The sequence below is a fragment of the Thermomonas brevis genome, assembly GCF_014395425.1.
In the GTDB taxonomy this organism is placed as follows: Bacteria; Pseudomonadota; Gammaproteobacteria; order Xanthomonadales; family Xanthomonadaceae; genus Thermomonas; species Thermomonas brevis.
This window is the reverse complement of sequence record NZ_CP060711.1, coordinates 2,499,149-2,523,615: the sequence shown is the minus strand read 5'-3', so window position 1 is coordinate 2,523,615 and position 24,467 is coordinate 2,499,149. Positions and strand designations below refer to the sequence as shown.

The 24,467-nt window shown below is 71.9% G+C and carries 18 protein-coding genes and 1 pseudogene; 5 read left to right on the top strand and 14 right to left on the bottom strand.

What is annotated here, in order from left to right; all coding sequences use genetic code 11:
• Positions 1 to 20: 20 nt before the first annotated feature.
• The 3 genes from H9L17_RS11600 to pilG all read right to left on the bottom strand — a co-directional run bounded on the left by H9L17_RS11600 (position 21) and on the right by pilG (position 1,568).
• A complete protein-coding gene (locus tag H9L17_RS11600; protein WP_246455226.1) occupies positions 21 to 563 on the bottom strand; it encodes a chemotaxis protein CheW in 543 nt (180 codons plus the stop codon).
• 220 nt (positions 564 to 783) lie between these two features.
• Positions 784 to 1,149 (bottom strand): response regulator, encoded by a 366-nt coding sequence (locus H9L17_RS11595; RefSeq protein ID WP_187569598.1) that lies wholly within the window; start codon positions 1,147 to 1,149, stop codon positions 784 to 786.
• A 17-nt stretch (positions 1,150 to 1,166) separates the two neighbouring features.
• A complete protein-coding gene (gene pilG, locus H9L17_RS11590) occupies positions 1,167 to 1,568 on the bottom strand; it encodes a twitching motility response regulator PilG (protein WP_187569597.1) in 402 nt (133 codons plus the stop codon).
• Between the two features lie 157 nt (positions 1,569 to 1,725).
• On the opposite strand from pilG, the gene gshB reads away from it, so the two are divergent.
• Positions 1,726 to 2,688 carry a glutathione synthase gene (gshB, locus tag H9L17_RS11585; RefSeq protein WP_187569596.1) on the top strand — a complete coding sequence of 321 codons (963 nt, stop codon included), beginning with the start codon at positions 1,726 to 1,728 and terminating at the stop codon, positions 2,686 to 2,688.
• Positions 2,688 to 3,575 carry an energy transducer TonB gene (locus H9L17_RS11580; protein WP_187569595.1) on the top strand — a complete coding sequence of 296 codons (888 nt, stop codon included), beginning with the start codon at positions 2,688 to 2,690 and terminating at the stop codon, positions 3,573 to 3,575. Before gshB ends, H9L17_RS11580 begins: the two co-directional genes overlap by 1 nt.
• A gap of 54 nt (positions 3,576 to 3,629) precedes the next feature.
• On the opposite strand, the gene H9L17_RS11575 is transcribed toward H9L17_RS11580, so the two are convergent.
• The 5 genes from H9L17_RS11575 to mrcB form a co-directional block, all read right to left on the bottom strand.
• Positions 3,630 to 4,052 carry a hypothetical protein gene (locus H9L17_RS11575; RefSeq protein WP_187569594.1) on the bottom strand — a complete coding sequence of 141 codons (423 nt, stop codon included), beginning with the start codon at positions 4,050 to 4,052 and terminating at the stop codon, positions 3,630 to 3,632.
• 20 nt (positions 4,053 to 4,072) lie between these two features.
• Positions 4,073 to 4,564 (bottom strand): hypothetical protein, encoded by a 492-nt coding sequence (locus tag H9L17_RS11570; RefSeq protein WP_187569593.1) that lies wholly within the window; start codon positions 4,562 to 4,564, stop codon positions 4,073 to 4,075.
• Positions 4,565 to 4,695: 131 nt separating this feature from the next.
• A complete protein-coding gene (gene tsaB, locus H9L17_RS11565; protein WP_187569592.1) occupies positions 4,696 to 5,385 on the bottom strand; it encodes a tRNA (adenosine(37)-N6)-threonylcarbamoyltransferase complex dimerization subunit type 1 TsaB in 690 nt (229 codons plus the stop codon).
• A complete protein-coding gene (gene yoaA / locus H9L17_RS11560) occupies positions 5,382 to 7,352 on the bottom strand; it encodes a DNA repair helicase YoaA (RefSeq protein WP_425507424.1) in 1,971 nt (656 codons plus the stop codon). The genes tsaB and yoaA overlap by 4 nt, the downstream gene beginning before the upstream one ends.
• A gap of 55 nt (positions 7,353 to 7,407) precedes the next feature.
• Positions 7,408 to 9,864, bottom strand: coding sequence for a penicillin-binding protein 1B (gene mrcB / locus H9L17_RS11555; protein ID WP_187569591.1), 2,457 nt, complete (start codon positions 9,862 to 9,864; stop codon positions 7,408 to 7,410).
• Positions 9,865 to 9,975: 111 nt separating this feature from the next.
• On the opposite strand from mrcB, the gene H9L17_RS11550 reads away from it, so the two are divergent.
• The gene (locus tag H9L17_RS11550; RefSeq protein WP_187569590.1) at positions 9,976 to 12,066 is read left to right on the top strand and encodes a glycosyltransferase; all 2,091 of its coding nucleotides are present in this window, start codon (positions 9,976 to 9,978) and stop codon (positions 12,064 to 12,066) included.
• Between the two features lie 47 nt (positions 12,067 to 12,113).
• Here the strand turns inward: H9L17_RS11550 and H9L17_RS11545 are convergent, their stop codons facing one another.
• The 3 genes and pseudogenes from H9L17_RS11545 to hrpA form a co-directional block, all read right to left on the bottom strand.
• On the bottom strand, positions 12,114 to 13,622 hold the full coding sequence (locus tag H9L17_RS11545) for a hypothetical protein (protein WP_187569589.1): 1,509 nt from the start codon (positions 13,620 to 13,622) through the stop codon (positions 12,114 to 12,116).
• Positions 13,619 to 15,781, bottom strand: a complete 2,163-nt coding sequence (locus H9L17_RS11540) for a RelA/SpoT family protein (RefSeq protein ID WP_187569588.1) — start codon at positions 15,779 to 15,781, stop codon at positions 13,619 to 13,621. The genes H9L17_RS11545 and H9L17_RS11540 overlap by 4 nt, the downstream gene beginning before the upstream one ends.
• A gap of 57 nt (positions 15,782 to 15,838) precedes the next feature.
• Positions 15,839 to 19,962: pseudogene (gene hrpA, locus H9L17_RS11530) on the bottom strand (ATP-dependent RNA helicase HrpA); the annotation flags it as partial.
• Positions 19,963 to 20,046: 84 nt separating this feature from the next.
• On the opposite strand from hrpA, the gene H9L17_RS11525 reads away from it, so the two are divergent.
• Entirely contained in the window at positions 20,047 to 20,589 is a 543-nt protein-coding gene (locus tag H9L17_RS11525) for a Dps family protein (RefSeq protein WP_187569586.1), read from the top strand.
• A 176-nt stretch (positions 20,590 to 20,765) separates the two neighbouring features.
• Entirely contained in the window at positions 20,766 to 22,583 is a 1,818-nt protein-coding gene (recQ, locus tag H9L17_RS11520) for a DNA helicase RecQ (protein WP_187569585.1), read from the top strand.
• A 12-nt stretch (positions 22,584 to 22,595) separates the two neighbouring features.
• Here the strand turns inward: recQ and H9L17_RS11515 are convergent, their stop codons facing one another.
• Genes H9L17_RS11515 through H9L17_RS11505 form a run of 3 tightly spaced genes read right to left on the bottom strand, consistent with a single transcriptional unit; the run spans position 22,596 to position 24,438 of the window.
• Positions 22,596 to 22,931 (bottom strand): DnaJ domain-containing protein, encoded by a 336-nt coding sequence (locus H9L17_RS11515; RefSeq protein WP_187569584.1) that lies wholly within the window; start codon positions 22,929 to 22,931, stop codon positions 22,596 to 22,598.
• Positions 22,928 to 23,674 (bottom strand): hypothetical protein, encoded by a 747-nt coding sequence (locus tag H9L17_RS11510; protein ID WP_187569583.1) that lies wholly within the window; start codon positions 23,672 to 23,674, stop codon positions 22,928 to 22,930. The genes H9L17_RS11515 and H9L17_RS11510 overlap by 4 nt, the downstream gene beginning before the upstream one ends.
• Complete coding sequence (locus H9L17_RS11505; RefSeq protein ID WP_187569582.1) at positions 23,593 to 24,438, bottom strand: DUF2167 domain-containing protein; 846 nt, start codon at positions 24,436 to 24,438, stop codon at positions 23,593 to 23,595. Before H9L17_RS11505 ends, H9L17_RS11510 begins: the two co-directional genes overlap by 82 nt.
• Positions 24,439 to 24,467: the final 29 nt, after the last annotated feature.

The window sequence follows — 24,467 nt, the reverse complement described above, 5'->3', positions numbered from 1 at the left end:
CTGACTTGGCGTTCCGCGGGTTACGCGGCGGCTTGGCGGAATTCGGGGGTACGGGCGAGGCGTTCGAGGCTGAACACGCCCCAGTCCTGCCCGTTCATGCGGTAGGCGCGATCGACGAAGTGCGCGTAGCGCCCGTCGGCCACGGCGTCGGCGTCGATGCCGTGCTCCTCGACGAAGCTGCGCTGGCCGTAGAGTTCGTCGATGGTGACGGCGACGTCGCCGCCCGGCTGGCGCACCACCAGCACGCGCTGGCGCTCGTGCAGCACGGTGCGCTCGCCTTCCAGGAACTGCTTGAGGTCGACCACCGGCAGCAGCGCGCCGCGGATGTTGGCGACGCCGAGCATCCACGCCAGCGCGCCGGGCACCGGCGTCAGCGCCGGCATCGGCAGGATTTCGACCACCTCGTCGAAGCCGGACGCCAGCCGGTGCGCGCCCACGCGGTAGGCCACGCCGCGCCACAGGCCGGGCGCGTCCAGCTGCTCCGGCAGGCCGGCGACGTGAGCCAGGCTGCGCTGTTCGTAGTCGGCCAGGACCAGGAACGGCGAGCGCTGTTCGCCCGCCAGCGGCGCGTAGGCGCGGGCGGCCGGCGCGTCGTCGGCCGGCGTTGCCGCCGGCTGCGGTTCGGCCGCCACGACGTCCGCTTCGGCCGCGTCGTCCGCTTCCCCGAATTCAACGGATGCCGCGTCGTCGGCCACGACCTCGGCCACGGCGGTGCCCTGCACCGGCGCCGACGCCGCCTGCTGCCGGAACTTGTGCTTGTGCTTGCCGCGCTTGCTCATCGCGTCAGCGTCCGGTCAGCGCGTCGATGCGCGCGATCAGCTCGTTCTCGCGCGGCGGCTTGGCGATGTAGTCCCGCGCGCCCTGGCGCATGCCCCAGACGCGGTCGGTCTCCTGCCCCTTGGTGCTGACGATGATGACCGGGATGTGGCTGGTCTCGGCGTCGCGGGTCAGCGCGCGGGTGGCCTGGAAGCCGTTCATGCCGGGCAGGATGATGTCCATCAGGACCAGGTCCGGCTTGTCGCGCTTGCAGCTGGCGATGCCGTCCTCGGCGCTGCCGGCGGTGGTGACCTGGTGGCCGTTGCGTTCCAGCAACTGGACCATGACCGCGGCCTCGGTCGGAGAATCCTCGATCAGCAGAATGCGTGCCATGAATGCCCTTCCCCCGGTCAGGCGTTGACGTACGTGCGGATGGCGCCAAGCAGTTCTTCCCGCGTGAACGGCTTGGTCAGGTATTGCTCGGAGCCGACGATACGGCCTCGCGCCTTGTCGAACAAACCGTCCTTCGACGAAAGCATGATCACCGGCACACTTTTGAAGGTCTGGTTGTTCTTGATCAACGCGCAGGTCTGATAGCCGTCCAGACGCGGCATCATGATGTCCACGAACACGATCTGCGGGTTGTGGTCGGCGATCTTCGACAGCGCCTCGAACCCGTCGGTCGCGGTGACGACTTCGCAGCCCTCGCGCACGAGCAGCGTCTCCGCCGTGCGGCGGATCGTCCTGGAATCGTCGATGACCATCACCCTCAGACCCCTGAGGTCGAGGTCGGTACCGTCCTGCTGCGCCATGTAATCCCCTTGCGCGATTGCCAACCGCCGCGTCTTCGCGCGTTGCGGACTGTCTTTATCCAAGCCTGCGCCCGATGTGTCAAGCGCCGCGATACCGCCGCGGATGGGCCCGCTCCGCCGCCTGCTACCATCCCCGCACCCACCCACGGATGCGCAGATGACGCCGCCCGCACCGCTCGACGTGGTGGTCGTGATGGACCCGATCGGCTCCGTCAAGATCGCCAAGGACTCCACCTTCGCCATGCTGCTGGAAGCGCAGCGACGCGGCCACCGCCTGCACTACGTCCGCCCCGGCGGGCTGGCGGTGCGCGGCGCGCGCGCGGTGGCGCAGGCGGCCCGCCTGCAGGTGCGCGACGTGCCGGGCGACCATTTCTCGCTGACCGAGTGGGCGGAGCTGGAATTCGGCCCGGGCCAGGTCGTGCTGATGCGCACCGATCCGCCGGTGGACGCCGACTACCTGCACGACACCCAGATCCTCGGCCTCGCCCGGCGCCAGGGCGCGCTGGTGGTGAACGATCCGCAGGGCCTGCGCGACTTCAACGAGAAGCTGGCGGCGTTGCTGTTCCCGCAGTGCTGTCCGCCGACGCTGGTGAGCCGCGACGCCGCCGCACTCAAGGCGTTCGTGGCCGAGCACGGCGAGGCGGTGCTGAAGCCGCTGGACGGGATGGGCGGACGCTCGATCTTCCGCGCCCGCGCCGGCGAGGCGAACCTCAACGTGATCCTGGAAACCCTGACCGAGGGCGGCCGCCACCTGGCGATGGCGCAGCGCTACCTGCCGGAGATCGCGCAGGGCGACAAGCGCATCCTGCTGGTCGACGGCGAGCCGGTGGACTACTGCCTCGCCCGCATCCCGCAGGGCGACGAGTTCCGCGGCAACCTCGCCGCCGGCGGGCGCGGCGAAGGCCGGCCGCTGTCCGAGCGCGACCGCTGGATCGCCGCGCAGGTCGGCCCGGAGATGAAGCGGCGCGGCATGCTGTTCGTCGGCCTGGACGTGATCGGCGACTACCTCACCGAGGTCAACGTCACCAGCCCGACCTGCATCCGCGAGCTGGACGCGCAGTTCGGCCTGAACATCGCCGGCACCCTGTTCGACCGCATCGAAGCGCTCGCCGGGGGCTGATGCCGGCCGCCGCCGCCCCCGCCGTGCCCGCCCCGCCCCGCATCGGCGAAACCGAGCGGCTGCGCGCCACCTTCGTGCTGTCGGTGCTGGTGCATGCGATGGTGGTGTTCGGGATCGGCTTCGCGATCGAGGACGCGGCGCCGCTGCTGCCCACCCTCGACGTGATCCAGACCCGCACGCAGACGCCGCTGACGCCGGCGCAGGCGGATTTCCTCGCCCAGGCCAACAACCAGGGCGGCGGCGAACACGACAAGAGCAGCCGCCCCGGCGCGCCGCAGGCCGGCCCGCTGGCGCAGCAGAAGGACGGGCTGGCGCCGCGCCCGCTGCACGCGCAGACGCCCGCGCCCAGCCCGCCGCCGGACGCGCGGGTGGTGGCCTCGGCCAACGGCGAGACCGCGCTGCCCGCGCCGAAGCCGCAGCCGGAAACCCGGCCGGACGACGCCCCGCCCGGCCGCGAGAAGATCGAGCGCGACATCGAAATGGCGCGGCTGGCCGCCGAGATCCAGCTGCGCTCGGTGGAATACGCCAAGCGCCCGAAGCGCAAGTTCGTCTCCGCCAGCACCCGCGAATACGCCTGGGCGCAGTACCTGCGCGGCTGGGTGGATCGGGTCGAGCGGGTCGGCAACCTCAACTACCCGGACGAGGCGCGCCGCCGCCGCATCGGCGGGCTGGTGGTGATCAGCGTGGGCGTGCGTCGCGACGGCAGCGTGGAGAGCGTGCGGCTCATCCGCTCCAGCCACATCCCGATGCTGGACGAGGCGGCCCTGCGCATCGTCAAGCTGTCCGAGCCGTTCGCGCCGCTGCCGAAGACCGCCGAGGACCCGGACGTGCTGCACGTCACCCGCACCTGGCAGTTCCTGCCGGGCGGCGAACTGGTGGATCGCTGAGGCGGGGCGACCAGACCCGGCCGCCTGCGGCGGGATCGAAAACGTCGGAACGGATCAGGCGGCGGGAAGCGCCGTCGCTCCGGGCGGCTCGCCCGGCCCGTTTCGCAGGCGCCACCACAGCAGGGCGCCGTACTGCCACGCCTGCCGGTCCCAGTCGCTGCCGGAACCGTGGATCAGGCGATCCAGCGCATTCCTGGCGCGCCGCATGGCGGTCGATTCGATCAGGTCCTCGATGACCCGCATGACGCCGGCGCCGCGCTGCCAGAGCAGCAGCAGGAGCGGTTTCACGTAGGTCCCCAGGAACACCAGCAGCTGGGCGCTGAACAGCGCCAAAAACAGGTCGAGCATCGACGCATCCAGCAGCGGCAGCAGCAGGCGCAGTTCGGGATGCGCCACGAAGGCAAGCACCAGCAGCAGCGACGCGACGCCGAGCAGCCGGCGGCGCAGCGTCCGGTTTTTCCAGCCAGTCCACTTCATGTCGATGACGCTCCGGCGGCCTACTTGTAGAGGCAGTCGACCAGCTTGTTCTCGGTCTGGATCAGCGCTTCCAGCCCCTTTTCCCAGAGGCCGCCGTCCTGCACGAGCGGCACGTAGGTCGCGTTGCCGTCGTCGCCGGCCTGGGCGAGCGCGAGTTCCGATTCGACGACCTGGAAATAGCCTTCGCCGGCGGTGAGTTCCAGCCGGCTGCGCAGCGTCTGGGTGGCGAAGCTGGCGCGGAACGAGGTGGCGACGCGCGCCACCAGCAGCCCCTGCGCCGCGTCCGCCGACTCGATGGCGATGCCGCCCTGCCCGCCCAGGCAGGCCTGCGCCTGGTTGACCAGCTGTTCCTGCGAGCGCGGCAGGACGTATTGCGTGCCGGTCATGCGCAGGATGGGCCGGGCTTCCTGGCCGGTGGCGACGTCCAGCGTCCGCCCCTTGAACGACACGTCTTCCGCGAGTGCCGGCAGCGCCGCCAGCGCGGCGACCAGAATCAGGATCCGAACCTTCACTTTCACCCCTGTTTCAGTGGACCTCAGGGGGAGGATAGCCAAAAACGCCGGGCGCGTTGTCACGACGCGGTGCGAAGGCGGACAGCCGCGCGAACGCCACGCGCGCGCGGCATCGTGCCGGCGGCGCGCGCTTACTGGCGCAGCGCGCGCTGCTGGGCCAGGGTCAGCGCCACGTCGTTGCGCAGATAGGCGGGCTCGACGCGCTCGGCCGCTAGCACCTCGCCGCGCGCGAACGCCGGCGCCGCCAGCCGGGCGACGTCGGCCGCATGCGGCAGCGCCTCCGCATCCACCGCCGCCAATCGGCCCGCCAGTCGCGCCTGCAAGGCGCCCTCGGCCGCGGCGAAGCCGGTGCCCGCCCCGTGCCAGCCGTCGCCGTCGGGCACGACCGCCGCGTCCGGCTTGACCACGACTTCGTCCGACAGCGCCACCAGCCCGTCGCCGTCGCGGGCGAACGCGCCCAGGTAGACCTCGCCCATGCGTGCGTCGATGGCGGCGATGCGGCGCTCGCCGCCGGCCCGCATCGCCAGCGCCGCCAGCGTGGACACCGGCAGCACCGGCCGGTCCAGCGCCAGCGCGATGCCCTGGGCGATGGCGATGGCCAGGCGCACGCCGGTGAAGGCGCCTGGACCGCGCCCGACCGCGATCGCGTCCAGCTGCGAGCGCACGACGCCGGCCTCGGCCAGCACCTCGTCCGCCCACGGCAGCGCCAGTTCGGTATGCCGGCGCGGGGCGATGCCGAAGCGCTCGTGCACCTGTCCATCGACGTAGACGGCGACCGAGCAGGCTTCGGTGGAGGTTTCGAACGCAAGCAGTCTTGTCATTTCGGTCGATTATCCGCGAAGAACGCCCGCACATCGTTCACGTCGCGCGTCTTCGGCAGCGGCGGCAGCGAATCGAGGAAGGTACGGCCGTAGGTCTTGCCGAGCAGGCGCGGGTCGCACAACACCAGCACGCCGCGATCGGTCTCGGTGCGGATCAGCCGACCCGCGCCCTGCTTGAGCGCGATCACCGCCTGCGGCAGCTGCTCGTCGCGGAACGGGTTGCCGCCAGCGCAGCGGATGGCATCGAGGCGCGCCTCGAACACCGGATCGTCCGGCGCGGCGAACGGCAGCTTGTCGATGACCACCACCGACAGCGCATCGCCGGCCACGTCCACGCCCTCGCGGAAGCTGGCGGTGCCCAGCAGCACGCCGTTGCCGGAGTCGCGGAAGCGCTGCAGCAGCACGTGGCGCGGCTCGGTGCCCTGCACGAACAGCGGCCACGGCGCCTCGCGCAGCGCCTCGGCGGCTTCGCGCAGGGCGCGGTGCGAGGCGAACAGCAGGAAGGCGCGACCGCCGGAGGCGTCCAGCACCGGCATCAGCGCGTCGATCAATGCGGTTCCGTAGTCGCGCGAGGCCGGCTCCGGCAGACCACGCGGCAGGTAGCAAAGCGCCTGCGTATCCCAGTCGAACGGGCTCGGTTCGATCAGCTCGCGGGCCTCGATGATGCCGAGGCGCTGGGCGACGTGGTCGAAGCGCCCGGCCACCGCCAGCGTCGCCGAGGTGAACACCCAGGCCGCATGCGAGGCGTCGCGATGCGCGCGCAGCGGCGCGGACACGTCCAGCGGCGTGCGCTGCAGGCGGAAGCCGCGCGGGGTCAGTTCGTACCAGTGGACTTCCAGACCGGAGCCGGCTGCCGCGTCCGGCGCAGCGTGGCCGTCGTCCGCGTCGAACTCCGGTTCCGGCGTCGCGGCATCGCCCAGCCAGCGCCGCAGTCGGCCGAGCTGTTCGCGCGCGCGCGCATGGCAGGCGTCGAAGCCGGGCGCGGCTTCGCGCAGCGGCACCAATACGTCGTGCAACGTCTGCAACGACTGGGTAAGCGCATGGAACGCCGGCTCGATGTCCGCCTCGTCCAGCGCGCGCCAGGCGGTGCCGCGCACCGGCAGGTTGTCCATCGCCGCGCGCAATGCGCGGGTGGCCTGCTCCAGCGCGCGCGCCGGTTCCTGCACGCTGGCCAGCGCGCCGGAGACGTCCTTGCACTCGGAAAGCGCGTCGCGCGCCAGCTCCACCAGCGGGCGCGCGCCCAAGCCTTCGCCGAAGAACTGCGCGGCCAGCTCCGGCAGCTGGTGCGCCTCGTCCACCACGAACGCCTGCGCGCCCGGCAGGATTTCGCCGAAGCCTTCCTGCTTCAGCGCCAGGTCGGCCAGCAGCAGGTGGTGGTTGACCACCACCAGGTCGGCCGCCTGCGCGCGCTGGCGCGCCTGCACCACGAAGCAGTCGCTCCAGAACGGGCAGTCGGTGCCGAGGCAATTGTCGGCGGTGGAGGTCACCAGCGGAAGCAGCGGCGAATCCTCCGGCAGCGATTCCATCTCCGCCATGTCGCCGCTGCGGGTGCGCCCGCTCCAGGCGACCACGCGCTGGAACTGGGTGATCTGCTCCTTCGACGTGAACCGAGGTTCGCCCTTCGCCTGCTCCATCCGGTAGCGACACAGGTAGTTGGCGCGTCCCTTCAGCAGCGCGGTCTTCAGGCCGATGCCGAGCGCGTCGCGCACCCGCGGCAGGTCGCGCAGGTAGAGCTGGTCCTGCAAGGCGCGGGTGCCGGTGCTGACAATGGTCTTCATGCCCGACAGCAGCGCCGGCACGAGGTAGGCGTAGGTCTTGCCGGTGCCGGTGCCGGCCTCGGCCAGCAGCACGTCGCGGCGCTCGAAGGCGTCGGCCACCGCCACCGCCAGCCGTTGCTGGGCCGGACGCGGCTTGAAGCCGGGCAGCGCGCGCGCCAGCGCCGCGTCTTCGCCCAACGCTTCATGCACCGCGCGCCCGAGCCGCGTGTTCGGCTGCTCGATCAGATTCACTGCCCGGTCCGGTTCACTGCGCCGGCCGCGGCTGCGGCGTCTCCTGCGGCGGTGCCTGCCTGGCGGGATCGCCGCCACCGAAGAAATTGCGGAGCGCCTGGCCGGCGCGTTGCAGCGGATTCTGCGTCTCGTCTTCCGGCGGCAGCGGATTGCCGAACTCGTCCAGTTCCACCGGCGGCGCGTACTGGCAGGGCTGGTAGGCGGGCGCGTGGCCGGCCACGAACGGAAAGCGGCGCGCGCCGGGGCAGTCGGCGTCGGTGCTCTGCCCGTCCAGCAGCCAGCGCCAGTCGATGCCCTCACCGGACAGCCGCAGCGATTCGCTGGGCAGCCGCGCGAAGATGTCCGACCACACCCGCATGCCGCCGGTCGCGCCGTACAGGCCGGTCGGCTGGTTCTGGTCGTTGCCGACCCAGACCACGGCGAGGTGATCGCCGGTATAGCCGGCGAACCAGCTGTCGCGGCTGTCGTTGCTGGTGCCGGTCTTGCCGGCCGGGGCGAGCCGGCCCAGGCCGTCGCGGATCAGCGCGTGGCCGGTGCCGGAGGTCACCGCGTACTGCAGCGCGCTGCCCACCAGCCGCGCCGCCACCGCGTCGCCCTTCTGCGCCGGCGGGGCGTCGCTGTCGTAGCGCTTGATGGTGCGGCCCTGCAGATCGAGCACGCCGCGCACCGCGTGCAGCGGCTGGATTTCGCCGCCGGAGGCGAGGAACTGGTAGAGCTGCGCCATCGCGTACGGGCTCTGGTCCACCGCGCCCAGGATCAGCGAGGGCTGCGCCTCGGATTCGATCCCCGCCAGCGCGCGGATCAGCGCCGCCAGCCGCTGCGGCTGCACGTCCATGCCCAGCCGCACCGTCGCCTGGTTGTAGCTCTGCGCCAGCGCGTCCAGCAGGTGCACGGTGCCGTGGCTGCGGCCGTCGGAATTGCCCGGATTCCAGGTGCGGCCCCGGCCCAGGCCGACGCTCACCGGCGCGTCGCTGATGGTGCTGGCCAGCGACCACTTGTCCGGCTGCGCCAGCGCCAGCAGGTACACGAACGGCTTGAGCAGCGAGCCGACCGGGCGCCTGGCGTCGACCGCGCGGTTGAAGCCGGGCTCGGTGAACTCGCGGCTGCCGACCACCGCCAGCACGTCGCCGTCGTGCACGTCGGTCATCACCAGCCCGGCCTGCAGCGGCGGCCGATTCTTGCCGTGCAGCGCCTTCAGCGTGCGCGCCACCGCGCCCTCGGCATAGCCCTGCGCGGACGGCGACATCCCGGTCATCACCGCCAGGCCGGCGCCGGACAGCTTGTCCGCCGGGTAGTCGCGGGCGAGCTGCTTGCGCACCAGGTCCACGTAGGCGGGGAAGCGGTTGGCGGCCAGGTTGCCGGCGTTCGCGGTGACACCCAGCGGCGCTTTGAGCGCGCGGCGGTATTCCTTGTCGTCGATCAGCCCGGTTTCGCGCATTTCGCCGAGCACGAAGTTGCGGCGCCCGGTGGCGCGCTCCGGGTTACGGCGCGGGTTGTACCAGGACGGCCCCTTGACCATGCCGATCAGCAGCGCGATCTGCTCGGTGGACAGATCCTTCAGCTCGCGCCCGAACCAGAACTCCGACGCCGCCGACACGCCGCGAATCGCCTGCGCGCCGCGCTGGCCCAGGTCGACCTGGTTGAAATACGCCTCCAGGATCGTGCGCTTGTCGTAGCGCGCCTCCAGCAGCAGCGCGAACAGGATCTCCTTGAACTTGCGGCTGTAGGTCTGTTCCTTGCCGATGCCGAGCAGGCCGCTGCGCGCCAGCTGCTGGGTCAGCGTGCTGGCGCCCTGGCGGGTGTCGCCGCCGGACTTCACGTTGACGAAGGCGGCGCGCAGCATGCCGCTGATGTCGATGCCGATGTGGTGGTTGAAGTCGCGGTCCTCCACCGCCTGCAGGCCGGTCACCAGCAGCTCGGGGACCTCCTCGATCCGCACCAGCCGGCGTTCCTCCTGGTTCTGGCCATAAAGCGTGGCGATCCGCGCCGGATCGAGCCGCGCGCTGCGCAGCGCGCGCTTGCCGGCGACGTCGCGGATGGCGGCCACTTCGCCGCCCGACAGCGTCACTTCCAGCTGCGCCGGAGCGATGCGCCCGTCGACGTCGTTGAAACCGCGGCTGGAAATGCGCCAGCGCGCGCCGTTGCGCGCGTAGGTGCCGGCGCGCTGGCCGTCGCCGTCGCGGTACGAGGCGGCGTCCAGCTCGGTCTTCAGCGTCTGCGCATCCATCGCCAGCCCGGTGCGCAGCAGCAGCGGCCGCGCGTACACCCGCGTCGGCACCTGCCAGCGCAGCTTGCCGAAGCGCTCGCCGACTTCGTGGTTCAGGTACAGCAGGTAGGGAATCAGGAAGCCCAGCAGCAGCGCCGCGGCGGCCAGGCCCCAGGTCAGCAGCCGGCGGCGCCAGCCGGGACCGCCGCCATCGCCGTCTTCGTCGTCGTACAGCTCGTCTTCTTCGTCTTGGATGCGGGGCATTGGCTGGCAGTGGGCCGCTGGATGCGACAATGGCGTCGGTCCCGAGTCTAGCGCAGCCGCCGGTGCGGCCATGCGCGGATTTCCCCGATCCTTGTGCAGGAGTTCAGCCGCATGCCCGTCCCCGTCGAAGCGCGCTTCTGGTATCTGCGCGCGCTTGGCCTGTGGCGGCGCGGCTGGGCCAGCCTGCGCAGCCGCGGACTGGCCGCCACCTGGCGGCGGGTGGCGCTGCAGTTCCGGCGCGCACCGGCCGCATCCGCGGCGCTGTACGCGCCGGAACCGGCGGCGTTCGCGCCGTTCGCGCTGCCGTCATCCGGCTCGCCGCGGGCCAGCATCGTCATCCCGGTGTACGGCGCGTTCGCCCACACCCTGGCCTGCCTGCGCAGCATCGCCGCGCATCCGCCGGGCGTGCCGTTCGAAGTGATCGTGGTCGACGACGCCTCGCCCGACGATTCGCTGGAGAAGCTCCGCGCCATCGGCGGCATTCGCCTGCACCCGCGGACGCGCAACGGCGGCTTCATCGTCGCCTGCAACGACGGCGCGGCGCAGGCGCGCGGCGAGTTCCTGGTGTTCCTCAACAACGACACCGTGCCGCAGCCCGGCTGGCTGGACGCGCTGCTCCGCACCTTCGACGACCATCCGGACGCCGGGCTGGCCGGCGCCAAGCTGGTCTATCCGGACGGCCGCCTGCAGGAAGCCGGCGGCGTCGCGTTCTCCGACGGCGGCGGCTGGAACTACGGCCGCTTCGAGGATCCGGACGATTGCCGCTTCTGCTACCTGCGCGACGCCGACTACCTCAGCGGCGCGGCCATCGCGATCCCGCGCGCGCTGTTCCGGCAACTGGGCGGGTTCGACACGCGCTACGCGCCGGCCTATTACGAGGACACCGACCTTGCCTTCGCGGTGCGCGCCGCCGGCCGGCGAACGCTCTACCAGCCGGCGGCCGTGGTGGTGCACGACGAAGGCACCAGCGCCGGCACCGATTTGTCCAGCGGCCCGAAAGCGGCGCAGGTACGCAACCAGCGCGTGTTCGCCGATAAGTGGGGCGACGCGCTGCGCGGCCAGCCAACGCCGGGACGCGAACCGTCCCCGGCGCTGCTGCATCGCGGGCAGCGGCAGATCCTGATCGTCGACGAATACACGCCACGCCCGGACCGCGATTCCGGATCGCTGCGGCTGGTCGAACTGATGCGCCTGCTGATCGAGGAAGGCGCGCACGTGGTGTTCCTGCCGTCCAGCGGCAAGAGCGACGACGGCTACACCCGCGCATTGCAGGCGCTGGGCGTGGAGTGCTGGCACGCGCCGTACGCGGCGCGCCTGCCGGCCTGGCTGCGCGAACACGGGCCGCGCTTCCATGCGGCGATGGTCAGCCGCCACTACATCGCCCGCGAGCTTTTCCCGCTGCTGCGCCGGCACGCGCCGCAGGCGCGCCTGCTGTTCGACACCGTGGATTTGCACTACCTGCGCGAACGCCGCGCTGCGGAACTGGCGGGCGATGCCGCCGCGCTGCGCGCCGCGGAGCAGACGCGCGCGCTGGAACTCGAGCTGATCGCGCGCGCCGACGCCACCTTCGTGGTCAGCGACGCCGAGCGCGCGCTGCTGGCGCAGGACGCGCCGGAGGCGCGGGTGGAAGTGTTGTCCAACCTGCACCGGCTCGCACCCTCCGGCCCCGGTTTCGCCGCGCGTCGCGACCTGCTGTTCGTCGGCGGCTTCCGCCATCCGCCGAACGCGGATGCGGTGCGCTGGTTCGCGGAATCGGTGTTCCCGCATATTCGCGCCGTGCATCCGGACATCCGCTTCCATTGCATCGGCGGCGACGTGCCGGACGCGATCGAGCGGCTCGCCGCGCTTCCGGGCGTGCACATCCACGGCCACGTACCCGACCTGCAGCCGTGGCTGGACGCCTGCCGCGTCTCGGTGGCGCCGCTGCGCTTCGGCGCCGGCGTCAAGGGCAAGATCAACCAGGCGATGGCGCACGGCCTGCCGGTCGTAGCCACCGCCTGCGCGGTCGAGGGCATGCACCTGCGCGACGGCGAGGACGTGCTGGTGGCCGACGACGCCGAAGCGTTCGCCCGCGCGACGCTGCGCGCGTACGACGATGCGGCGCTGTGGGAGCGGCTGGCGGAGAGCGGCCGGGAGAACGTGGCGCGGCATTTTTCCATCGACGCCGCGCGCGCGGTGGTGCGTGCCCTGTTCCTAGGCTGATTGTCTGGACTGATCGCCTGGACTGATCGCCGGCAGGCGAATTCCCGCTACCGCGCCTTCCCCACCCGCTCCGCGAACTCGCCCAGCCCCGGCGCCTGCGGGTCGAGCGCGCGCGCCTGCTCCAGCGCGCGGCGGGCATCCAGGGTCTGGCCGGCTTCCAGCCGTTCGATGCCGATGGCGATCCAGCGCTGGGCCAGCCGTCGCCGCGCCTCGGCGACACCTTCGTCGGACGGCGCGAGCTGCCGCCACGCGTCGAGACAGGCCAGCGCGCGGCCGAGGTTGTTGTCGCGCAGGGCGTCGGCGTTGCAGTTGCGCGCCGCCGCCAGCAGCGATTCCGAAGCGCGCAGCACGCGCGGGTCGTGCGGGGCCAGCGCGCGCGCTTCGCGCAGCCGGTCCCAGGCGCTGTCGCCGGGCGGGGTCAGCCAGTCGCCGCGGATGCGGGCGCGTTCCATCTGTTCCAGCAACGCCGTGACGCGGATGCGGGCATGCGGGGTTTCCGCGACCGGCGCGGAATGCGATCCATTTCGATGGGTCTGGCGCAGATGCCGCTGCGCCTGCTGCACGCGCGCCGGATCCACCCCGGCTTCACGGGCCAATGCCAGCAGGCGGGTGGCCCGATCAGCAGGAACGGTGCCGGCCGCGCGCAGCAGCGCATCGCCCAGCGGCGCGGCGCAGACGCCGGGCACCGATCCGACTTCCAGCAGGCGCAGCTCGCCGCAAGCCTGCGCCGCGGCTTCGACGCGGCCGCGCGCCAGCAGACTCTGGATGCGCAGGCCGCGCGCTTCCAGCGCCCGCGCCAGATCGGCGTGCAGGGCAGGCAGCGCGGCATGGCCGGGATCGAAACTCTCGGCGCGATGCACCAGTTCCGACACGCGCAGCAGGTCGCCGCGCGCGAGCAAGCCGTCGGCCGGTTTCAACAGGTCTTCCAGCGCGTCCTCGCGGCCTTCCAGCGCGCGCTGGTTGCGCGGCTGCGCCTGCAGCACCTGCTGGAACAGCGGCAGCGCGGCATCGGAGCCGTCGTCCAGATGGCCGGCGTCGTGCGCGGCGCGCGCGCGTTCCAGCAGGTCGTCGATGCCGACCGCCTGCGCCTGCATCGTCTGCAACCTGGCTTCCAGCGCATCGACGCGCGCCTTCGGCGCCTGCAGCTCGCGCGCCAGTTGCAGTGCGGCATGCGCACGTGCGGCATCGCCCGCCTTCGCGCCGGCTTCGGCGCGCGCCGCCGCGGCCAGCGCCACCCGCGCCAAGCCGTCGCGCGCTTCCAGCTGATCGGGTTGCAGGGCCAGCGCCGCTTCGAACAGTTCGCGCGCGCCGCCGCCGTCCGTGCTGGTCAACCTGCCCGCCTGCAGCGCGACTTCCGCGCGCTGGCGCAGCGCGTCGTAGCGCGGATCGGGCCACAGCCAGCGGCCCAGCGCATCACGGAACACGAACACGCCCAACAGCGCCAGCGGCAGGACGACAGCGCAGGCCAGCGCGGCGATACGTCCCTGCCTCGGCAGCGCCTGCCAGCGCGCGCGCCATTCGGCGCGCCGGGCCGGCACGGACGCGAAGCGCTTCATGCGCGCCGCGCGGCCTCCACGCCGGGCAGCGATTCCAGCCGCGCCAGCAACAGGCCGAGTTGTTCGTAGTCGGACACCCGCGCCTGCAGCTGCACGCGCACGCGCCCGTTGCCCCCGCGCATCGGGTCCGTGCGCAAGGCCAGCACGTGCACGCCGACCTGCGCCACCAGCGTGGTGATGTCCTTGAGCAGCCACTTGCGGTCCACGGCATCGACGCGCACGGCCACCTCCTGCCCGTTGCGGCGCGTGCCCCATTCCACCGGCAGCACCCGCGCCGGCTCCTTCGCCGCCAGCCGCAGGAACGCGGCGCAGTCCGGGCGATGCACGCTGACGCCGCGCGCGCGGGTCAGGTAGCCGACGATGGCCTCGCCCGGCAGCGGCTGGCAGCAGCGCGCCACCTGCGCCAGCAGGTTGTCCACGCCCTGCACGGTGACCGCGCCGGCGCCCGGCGCCGCGGAGGCGGCCGGTTTGGCGGGCAGCGCGGGGAGCGCGGGTTCGGGCTCCTGCGTCGCCTTCTCCAGGTCCAGCAGCGCGCGCCCGACCTGGTTCGGGCCGACGTCGCCCAGCGCCACCAGCACCAGCAGGTCGTCCTCGGTCTGCGCGTTGAACCGGCCCAGCACCGGCGTCAGGTCGGTGTGCAGCAGGCCCATCCGGCGCAGGTCGCGGTCCAGCAACTCGCGGCCGGCCTGCAGGTTGCGTTCGCGGTCGAGCTTGTTGAACCAGGCCCGCACCTTGTCGCGCGAGCGGCTGCTGGCGAGGAAGCCGGCGCTCGGCTGCAGCCAGTCGCGGCGCGGCTCGGCGGTCTTGCCGGTGAGTATCTCCACCCGCTCGCCGGTGCGCAGCGCATGGGTCAGCGGCACGATCCGGCCATCCACCTTCGCGCCGCGGCAGCGGTGGCCGACCATGCTGTGGATGGCGTAGGCGAAGTCGAGCACGGTGCCGCCCTGCGGCAGGTCGATCACCTCGCCCTTGGGCGTGAGCGCGTACACGCGATCCTCGACCAGGTCGCTGTCGATGCCGTGCAGCGGCGCGGCCTCGCCCTCGCCTGCCGCCTCGGCGGCCTGCTCCAGCAGCTTGCGCATCCACGCGATGCGCTTGTCCATGGTCGCGCCGCCGGCGCTGCCGCCTTCCTTGTAGCGCCAGTGCGCGGCCACGCCGAGCTCGGACTGCGCATGCATCTCGCGAGTGCGGATCTGCACTTCCAAGGTCTTGCCGGCGGGGCCGATCACCGCGGTGTGCAGCGAGCGGTAGCCGTTCGGCTTGGGCCGGGCCACGTAGTCGTCGAACTCGCTCGGGATCGGCACCCACAGCGCGTGCACCAGCCCCAGCACGGCGTAGCAGGTGGGGATGTCCTCGACCAGCACGCGCAGCGCGCGCAGGTCGTACAACTCCTCGATCGGCAGCGCCTTGCGCTGCATCTTCCGCCAGATGCTGTAGATGTGCTTGGGACGGCCGGCGACGTCGGCCTCGATGCCCTGCTCCGCCACCGCCTTGCGCAGGAGTTCGAGCACCGTTTCGATGTAGCGCTCGCGCCCGCTGCGGTCGTCGTCCAGCGACTGCGCGATGCGCAGGTAGGCATCAGGTTCCAGGACGCGGAACGCGAGGTCCTCCAGCTCCCATTTCAGCTGCCAGATGCCGAGCCGGTTGGCCAGCGGCGCGTGGATGTCGCGGGTCATCCGCGCCAGTGCGCGCTGCTCCTCCATCGGCAACCGCCACGCCGCGCGCATGCGCGAAAGCTGGCGCGACAGCACGATCGGCACCACCCGCAGGTCGCGTACCAGCGCCAGCAGCAGGCGGCGCATCCCTTCCGGGTTGCGCCCGCCGCCGTGGTCGCGGTGCAGCGCCCACACCCGGCTGGCGGCGCGCTGGCCTTCCAGCAGCACGTGCAGGCGCTCCGGCACCTCGACCTGCGCCTCGGCCGCCAGCGCTTCGATGTCGACCAGCGAATCCAGCAAGGTCGCGGCCAGCACCTCGGCGTCGGCGTTGAGCGAGGCGACGATCGACAGCGTATCGGCGAGCACGTCGGCGCGGTCGCGCATCGGCGCGCCGGCCTCGGCGCGCTCGTGCCAGAACGCGGCCAGTGGCGCAGGCAGCGCGTCCTTCGGCAGGCGCGCCAGCGCGTCGTTCCAGGTGATGGTGGCGATGGCGGCAACGGACATGGAACTACAGTAGCGGGACGCGCATGAAGCGGCCAGCAATCAGCCGCGGCCACCGGTGGAACGCAGGCGTTCCATCCGTGCCGCCAACCGCTTCGGCGAGACGCCGCCCTTCGCGCCCAGCTCCTGCGCGAACAGCGAGACGCGCAGCTCCTCCAGCTCCCAGCGCAGCGCGCGGGCCTCGGGATCGGCCGGGTCGGCGGCGGCCAGCGCGGCGGCGAACGGGGCCAGCTCCAGCATGCGCTGCTGGTCGCGCGCCGGATCGCGCTGGGCGCGTTCGGCGCGCAGGGACAGCGCCTTCAGCCAGCGCGGGTATTCGGCCAGCGCGGTGGCCGGGGTGTCGCGCAGGAAGCCGGGGGCGGCCAGCGCGTCGAGCTGCGCCTGCATGTCGTCGAGGTTGGCGCGGGCCCAGCCGATCAGCTTCGACTCCAGCTTCGCGCGCACTTCGGCGACCAGGCCGAGGATGGTGTCGGCCTGCTTCAGGCGCTGCATGGCTTCGCCGAACAGCGCCTTGCCGATGGCGTCGCGGCGCTGCGCGAAGGCTTCGGCATCGCGCACCTCCAGCAGATCGTCCGCGGCCAGCGCGGCGAAGGCGCCGTCGACCAGGTCGGCGCGCAGGCGGTCGGCGTCCTTCAGGCCGTCCCTGCGCGGCGCGGCGGACTCGATGGCGGCGTACAGCAGCGAAATCTTCGGCTGCACCGGCAGCTGCTTGCGCGCCTGCTTCATCCTGTCGGCCAGCGCGATCGCCAGCAGCCGGCGCACGCCCTGCGGGTGCAGGCGCTCGGCGACGGCGCGCTGGGCGTGCAGGGCCAGCGAGACGGCGTCGCCGTCGTCCTGCAAGGCGGGATACGCCGGCACGCCGCCCGCGCCCGGCACCGACACGGGAACTGGCGTTTCCGGAAATGTGGTCATGCCCGACTTCGCCATGCCCTGCGCCGCATGGCGGGCGAACGCCTGCGCGGCGCGTTCGCCGAAGCGGGCGCGCAGGTCGTCGAGGTCGCGCGATTCGGCCAGGACAACGCCCTCCCTCTGCGCAGCGCGCAAGGGGAGGGTTGGGGAGGGGTGCTCTTCGCGCACAGCACCCCCTCCCGACCTCCCCTCCCCGCTTCGCGGGCAAGGGGAGGAGCAGGGACATCCAGCAGCCGCAGGTTCGCACGCAGGTGCGGCTCGATGGCGGCGGCGTCGAAATCCAGCGCGGACACCTCGACGCCCGAGAGCTTCTTCAGGAATTTCGCCAGCGCGCCCTCGATGGAATCCGCGTCCGGCTGCGCAAACGCCTCGGCGAAGGCGCGTGCGAAGTCCGGCGCGGGCACGAAGTTGCGCCGCAGCGCCTTCGGCAGCGAGCGGATCAGCGCCGCTGCCTTGTCCTCGACGAAGCCCGGCGCCAGCCACGACAGCCTTGCTGCGTCCAGCGCGTTGAGCAGGTGCAGCGGCACCGCCACGGTCATGCCGTCGTCCACCGCGCCCGGCTCGAAGCGGTACTGCACCGCAAGCCGTGCATCGCCCAGCGGCAGGTAGGCGGGGAAGCGCGCGGCGTCGGTCTGGTCGGCCACCAGCAGGTCGTCGCGCGACCACTCCAGCGCCGCCTTCTCGTCCTTCGACAACTTCGCGTACCACGCATCCAGCGCCTGCGCGTTGTGCACGTGCGCGGGCAGCCGGTCGAGGTACCAGCGGGCCTGCCAGTCCTCGTCCACCACCAGCCCGACGCGACGCTGCTTGGCTTCCTCCTGCCGCGCCAGCTCCAGCGCGCGCAGGTTGCGGGCGAGGAAGGCGCTGCGGGTGTTGATCTCGCCGGTCAGCAGCGCCTCGCGCACGAAGATCGCGCGGCTCTCCTCTGGAAACAGCGCGCCGTAGTGCACCGGCTTCTTCGGCGCCAGCACCAGCCCGAACAGGCTGATCTGCTCGCTGCCGACGACGCGGCCCTGCGAACGCGACCAGTGCGGGTCGTGGTGGCGGCGGGCCAGCAGGTGCGGCAATTCGGCAATTGCCCAGTCCGGCTCGATGGCGGCGTTGGTGATCGCCCAGACTTTCTCGGTGTCCAGCAGCGTCGCCGACAGCAGCCACGGCGGCGGCTTGCTCGCCAGCCTGGAGCCGGGGAACAGGTGGAACTTGCGGCCACGCGGGCCGTCGTAGAGGCCTTTGTCGCCGCGGTTGCCGAGTTGAGTGGGCAGGCCGGCGATCAAGGCGCGGTGGAGGGCGGCGTATTGCTTTTGCTCGTCATTCCCGCGAAAGCGGGCGTCTTTTCGCAGACCTTGAGTCTGCGTATCCAGTGTCTTTTGTTCGGAAGCCGAAGACGCTGGATGCCCGCCTTCGCGGGCATGACGATCCCATTGCAACTCCTCGCATTGCAACTTCAATTGCCGATGCAGCTCCCACCACTCGCGCAGGCGCAGGAAGCCGAGGAAATTGCGGTCGGCCCATTTGCGCAGCTGCGACTGGGTCATCTCCTCGTGCGCGACGCGGTAGGCGTCCCACAGTTTGAGGATGCCGACGAACTCCGACTTCGCGTCGACGAACTGCGCATGCGCGGCATCGGCGGCGGCGCGCGCGTCGGCCGGGCGCTCGCGCGGGTCCTGGATGCCGAGGAAGCTGGCGATCACCAGCATCTCGCGCAGCACGCCGTGCGCCTGCGCGGCCACCAGCATGCGCGCCAACTTCACGTCCACCGGCAGCTTCGCCATCGTCCTGCCGATGGCGGTGAGCTTGCGATCCGCATCGACCGCGCCGAGTTCGTTCAACTGCTGCCAGCCGTCAGCGATCGCGCGCGGATCGGGCGGTTCGAGGAACGGGAAATTCTCGATGTCGCCGAGGCCCAGCGCCAGCATGCGCAGAATCACGCCCGCCAGCGCGGCGCGGCGGATTTCCGGATCGGTGAACTCGGGCCGCGACGCGAAATCCGCTTCCGAATACAGGCGGATGCACACGCCAGGCGCGATGCGCCCGCAGCGGCCGGCACGCTGGTTGGCGCTGGCCTGCGACACGTCCTCGATGTGCAGGCGGTCCAACTTCTGCCGCGGGCTGTAGCGCTTCACCCGCGCCACGCCGGGATCGACCACGTAGTGGATGCGCGGCACCGTCAGCGAGGTTTCCGCCACGTTGGTCGCCAGCACGATGCGCCGCTGCGGACCGGGGTGGAATACCCGGTCCTGGTCCTTCGCCGACAGCCGCGCGTACAGCGGCAGCACTTCGGTGTGGCGGTACTTGCGCTTCTCCAGCGCCTGGTGGGCGTCGCGGATCTCGCGCTCGCCGGGCAGGAAGATCAGCACGTCGCCGATGCCCTTCTCCCGCTGAATCTCGTCGCAGGCGGCGACGATGCCGTCGACGATCGTGCGCTGCCCGCCTTCGCCGCCCGCGGCCCCGGACGCAGGCGCATCGGCATGTCCGCCCTCGCCTTCCAGCGGCCGATAGCGCACCTCGACCGGATACCCGCGTCCTTCCACGCTGACCACCGGCGCATCGCCGAAATGCGCGGCGAAGCGGGCGGTATCGATGGTGGCGGAAGTCACCACCAGCTTCAGGTCGGGCCGCTTCGGCAGCAGCTGCTTCAGGTAGCCGAGCAGGAAGTCGATGTTGAGGCTGCGCTCGTGCGCCTCGTCGATGATCAGCGTGTCGTACTTCGACAGCCAGCGATCGTTCTGGATTTCCGCCAGCAGGATGCCGTCGGTCATGAACTTGATCGCGGTGGTGTCGCCCACCGCGTCGTTGAAGCGCACCTGGAAGCCGACCGCGCCGCCCAGCGGCACCTGCAGCTCCTCGGCCACGCGCCGCGCCACCGAGCGCGCGGCGATCCGGCGCGGCTGGGTGCAGCCGACCATGCCCGCCGCGCCGCGCCCGGCCAGCAGGCAGAGCTTGGGCAACTGGGTGGTCTTGCCGCTGCCGGTTTCGCCGGCGATCACCACCACCTGGTGGCTGCGGATCAGGTCGACAATCTCGTCGGCATGCGCGGCGATGGGCAGCGCCGCATCGACCGTCGCCGACGGCAGCGCGGCGGCGCGGCGCTCGCGTTCGGCCACCGACGCCTGCAGCTTCGCCGAGAACGCGTCGCGCAGGGCCGCATCGCCCGGCTTCGCGTTCCACTTCGACCACAGGCCGAGCAGGCGGCCGCGGTCGCGGGTCAGCGCGCCGTCGATGGCGCGCCGGGCCTGCCTGGAGGCGGATTTTGCTTCGGCTCCGATAGCTTCCATCGATCCCTGGAGTAGTAAGGTTTCATTTCCCCGCAACGTGGCGGCGGTTTATTGTCGCCCAAGCCCACCCGAGAGGACGTCCCCATGGCCAAGAAAAGCTCCACCGGCAAGACTGGCAAGGCCGCGCCCGCCGCACATGCGGACGGCGCCCCCGGCATCGACATCGGCATTTCGGCGGCCGACCGCCGCAAGATCGCCGACGGCCTGGCGCACGTGCTGGCCGATGCCTTCACCCTGTACCTGAAGACCCACAACTTCCACTGGAACATCACCGGCGCGATGTTCAACAGCCTGCACCTGATGTTCGAGGGCCAGTACACCGAGCAGTGGAACGCGCTGGACGAGATCGCCGAGCGCACCCGCGCGCTGGGCTTCAACGCGCCGGCCAGCTACGGCGAGTTCACCCGCCTCACCTCGATCAAGGAGGAAGCGGGCCTGACCGACACCGCCGACTGGCGCGAAATGGTGCGCCAGCTGGTGGCCGGCAACGAAGCGGTCTGCCGCACCGCGCGCAAGGCGCTGAAGATCGCCGACGACGCCGGCGACGATCCCACCACCGACCTGCTGACCCAGCGCCTGAACGTCCACGAGAAGAACGCGTGGATGCTGCGTTCGCTGTTGCAGTAAGCGGCATCGTCTGAGTCAGCCGGCGGGCGGGCGCCAGCCTTCCAACCAAGCGAGTATCGGGGAGCGACTTGGAAGGCTGGCGCCCGCCCGCCGGCTGACCTCGCAATGCGGGAATCCTGATCGCTTTCGAGGCGATGCCCGATGGCGGCATCGCTCCCGCTTGCTACCCTTGCGGCATGTCCGACGCCGCCCTCGACACCCTCCGCCACGTTTTCGGCTACGACCGCTTCCGCGGCGAGCAGGGGCGCATCGTCGATCACGTCCGCGACGGCGGCGACGCGCTGGTGCTGATGCCCACCGGCGGCGGCAAGTCGCTCTGCTACCAGCTTCCCGCGCTGCTGCGCGACGGCACCGGCATCGTGGTGTCGCCGCTGATCGCGCTGATGCAGGACCAGGTGGACGCGCTGCGCCAGCTCGGCGTGCGCGCGGCCTTCCTCAATTCCAGCCTGGACGGCGCCGAGGCCGCGCAGGTCGAGCGGCAGTTCCTCGCCGGCGAGCTCGACCTGCTCTACGTCGCCCCCGAACGCCTGCTGACGCCGCGCTTCCTGTCGCTGATGGAACAGGCGCGGATCGCTCTGTTCGCCATCGACGAGGCGCACTGCGTTTCGCAGTGGGGCCACGACTTCCGCCCCGAATACCGCCAGCTCACCCTGCTGCACGAACGCTGGCCCGGCGTGCCGCGCATCGCCCTGACCGCCACCGCCGACGCGCCGACCCGGCGCGAGATCGTCGAGCGGCTGGCGCTGGACGAGGCCCGCCAGTTCGTCAGCTCGTTCGACCGCCCCAACATCCGCTACACGGTGGCGCCGCGCGACGACGGCCGCCGCCAGCTGTTCGACTTCCTCGACCGCCATCGCGGTGAAAGCGGCATCGTCTACTGCCTTTCGCGGCGCAAGGTGGACGCCACCGCCGAACTGCTGGCGCAGCGCGGCGTGCCCGCGCTGGCATACCACGCCGGCCTGGACGGAGCCACGCGCGCCGAGCGCCAGCGCCGCTTCCTGCGCGAGGACGGCATCGTGATGGTGGCGACGATCGCCTTCGGCATGGGCATCGACAAGCCCGACGTGCGCTTCGTCGCCCACCTCGACCTGCCGAAGTCGCTGGAAGGCTATTACCAGGAAACCGGCCGCGCCGGCCGCGACGGCGACCCGGCCGAGGCGTGGCTGGGCTACGGCATGGGCGACGCGGTGCTGCTGCGACGGATGATCGAGGACGGCGACGCCAGCGAGGAGCGCAAGCGGCTGGAGCACGGCAAGCTCGATGCGCTGATCGGCTACTGCGAGTCCACCGCCTGCCGCCGGCAGACCCTGCTGGCGTATTTCGGCGAAGCCCACGCGGGCGACTGCGGCAACTGCGACAACTGCCTGCAGCCGCCGCAGACCTGGGACGCCACCGAGGCCGCGCGCAAGGCGCTGTCCTGCGTGTACCGCACCGGCCAGCGCTTCGGCGCGGCGCACGTCATCGACGTGCTGCGCGGCGCGGATACGGCCAAGGTGCGCCAGTTCGGCCACGAAACGCTCAGCACCTACGGCATCGGCCGCGACCTCGACATGCGCCAGTGGCGCGGCGTGTTCCGCCAGCTGCTGGCCGCCGGCCTGCTGGACACCGATCTCGACGGCCACGGCGCGCTGCGCCTGACGGCGGAGGCCACCCCGCTGCTGCGCGGCGAGCGCAGCCTGCACCTGCGCATGGACGCGCCGAAGCCGGAACGGCGGCGTTCGCGGCAGGGCGACGACAAGCGCGCCGCGCCGCCGCCCGTCGAGCTGCCGGAAGACGCCGCCGTCCGCTTCGCCGCGCTGCGCCAGTGGCGCGCCGAGGCCGCCCGCGCGCAGAACCTGCCGGCCTACGTGATCTTCCACGACGCCACCCTGCGCGCGATCGCGCTGGAGATGCCGCGCGACCTCGACGCGCTGGCCGGCATCGGCGGCGTCGGCGCGAGCAAGCTGGAGCGCTACGGGCGCGAGGTGATCGCGGCGCTGGAGGCGGCGGCCTGACGGCGTGCCGCGCTAGCGGCGGCGACGCGCGTCGCGCCAGGCGGCGTTGATCTCGGCCATCTTCAGCGCGGCCAAAGCGCGGATTTCCGGCCCCATCGTCGCCACCTTGTCCGGGTGGTACTGCGCGGCCTTGGCGCGGTAGGCCGCCGCGACCTCCTCGTCCGAGGCCCATTCGGACACGTCCAGCACCTCGTGCCACGGGCGTTCGACGCCGCCGGTTTGCGCATCGAATTCCGGCGGCGGCATGCCCGCATCCGCATCCTCGTCAGGCCGCCGCGTGAACACCGACACCAGCCAGTAGCCGATGGCCAGCCCGGCGGCGATGGAGGCCGCTTCCACCCAGGTCATGCCGAATCCTCCGCGCCGCCGTCGTCCGCCAGCAGCGCGCGCCGCGCTTCCAGCGCCCGCTCCAGCCGCGCCCGCGACGCCGCGTCCAGCACCGCGTCGGCGAACGCCGCCGCGGGCTGCGCCAAGCCGCAGCGCAGCGTCACCCGCCGCACCAGGTTGAGCGCGAACGGCGGGCAGGCCAGCACGTCGAAGGCGATCGCGGCCAGTTCGCCCCAGGCCAGCCCCAGCGCCGCGCGGTGCCGCGCAAGATGCGCCACCGCCAGCAGCGTGGGCAGGTAGATCAGCGCCAGCAGGCCCAGCAGCCATCCCTGCGACGCGTGCAGCAGCAGCGCCAGCGGCACCAGCGCGAACAGCGCGAACGCCACCAGCCAGGCCGCCCAGCGCAGCGGGCGCAGCACGCCCAGCACGCGCTCGGTCGCCGGCGCGCGGGCGGTCCGGCCGCCTTCGCTCCAGACCGCGCGGAACACCGGCGCGCCCGGCGCGAACAGCGCCGGGAACGCCAGGAAGCGGCCCTGCCAGGTCGCGCCCTCGCCCAGCGCCGCCCGCCAGCGGCGCAGCGGCCGGGCGAACACCACCTCGTCGGCGTACAGCAGCAGCGCGCTGTCGTACAGGTAGAACGCCGCGATGCCCGGCAGCAGCAGCGTCTCGGCGGCGGGCAGGTTCAGGACTGCGCGCCCTTGCCGCCGAAGAACTTGCGGATGGCGGCGAATCCGCCGGCCAGCCCCACCAACAGCACCTTCCACATCTTCAGCAGGAAGATGCCGATGGCCGCGAACACGCCCTTCTTCGCCGCGACCGCCGCCGCGCCGCCGGTGACCAGCGCCGCCAGCCCGTATTCGGCCACGTGGTCGCCGGGGCGGAAATCGGCGTAGCGGTCGCCGTCGTTGAAGGAGAAGCCGGGCAGCCGCGCCTTGAAGTCGGCCACCGACGCCTGCAAGCCGTCCTGCCCCGTCACCAGCAGCACCTGCATCACCCCGCGCCGCCCCAGCAGGCGGGTGTTGTAGTTGACGCTCTCGCCCTTGGAATGCTCGCCCTTGAGCCGGAATGCCCACTCCAGCGACTTGATCCCGCCGTCGTACTGCGGCTTGAACGCCCAGCCGGTGACGTGCACCGCATCCCAGCCGTTGCGCTTGCGCTCCTCGTTGGATTCCTCGGTGCCCTCGGTGACCGACTTCAGCAGGTCGTCGGCCTCGAGCTTCTCGTCGTCCTTCACGTAGCCGACCGGATCGAAGGTGAAGAACGCCACCCAGGACAGGTCGTCCTTGGCCAGCACGTATTCGTCGACGCCGGAATCCGGGTTCTCGGTCAGCCGGTTGAACTCGCGCGCGCCGGCCGGATCGAGGAAGGCGTAGCCCTCCGGCACCTTCAGCGTCGCCTTGCCGGCGATCTGCGCGGTGGTCGGCCCCTCGACCCACGCCAGCTCGCTCACGTCCTTGGCCTGCGCGAACGCCAGGTTGCAGGCCAGCAGGCCCGCGGCCAGCACGGCCGCGATCCATCGTTTCGTCATCGTCGTGTCCCCGTCGTCGCCCCTCGCGA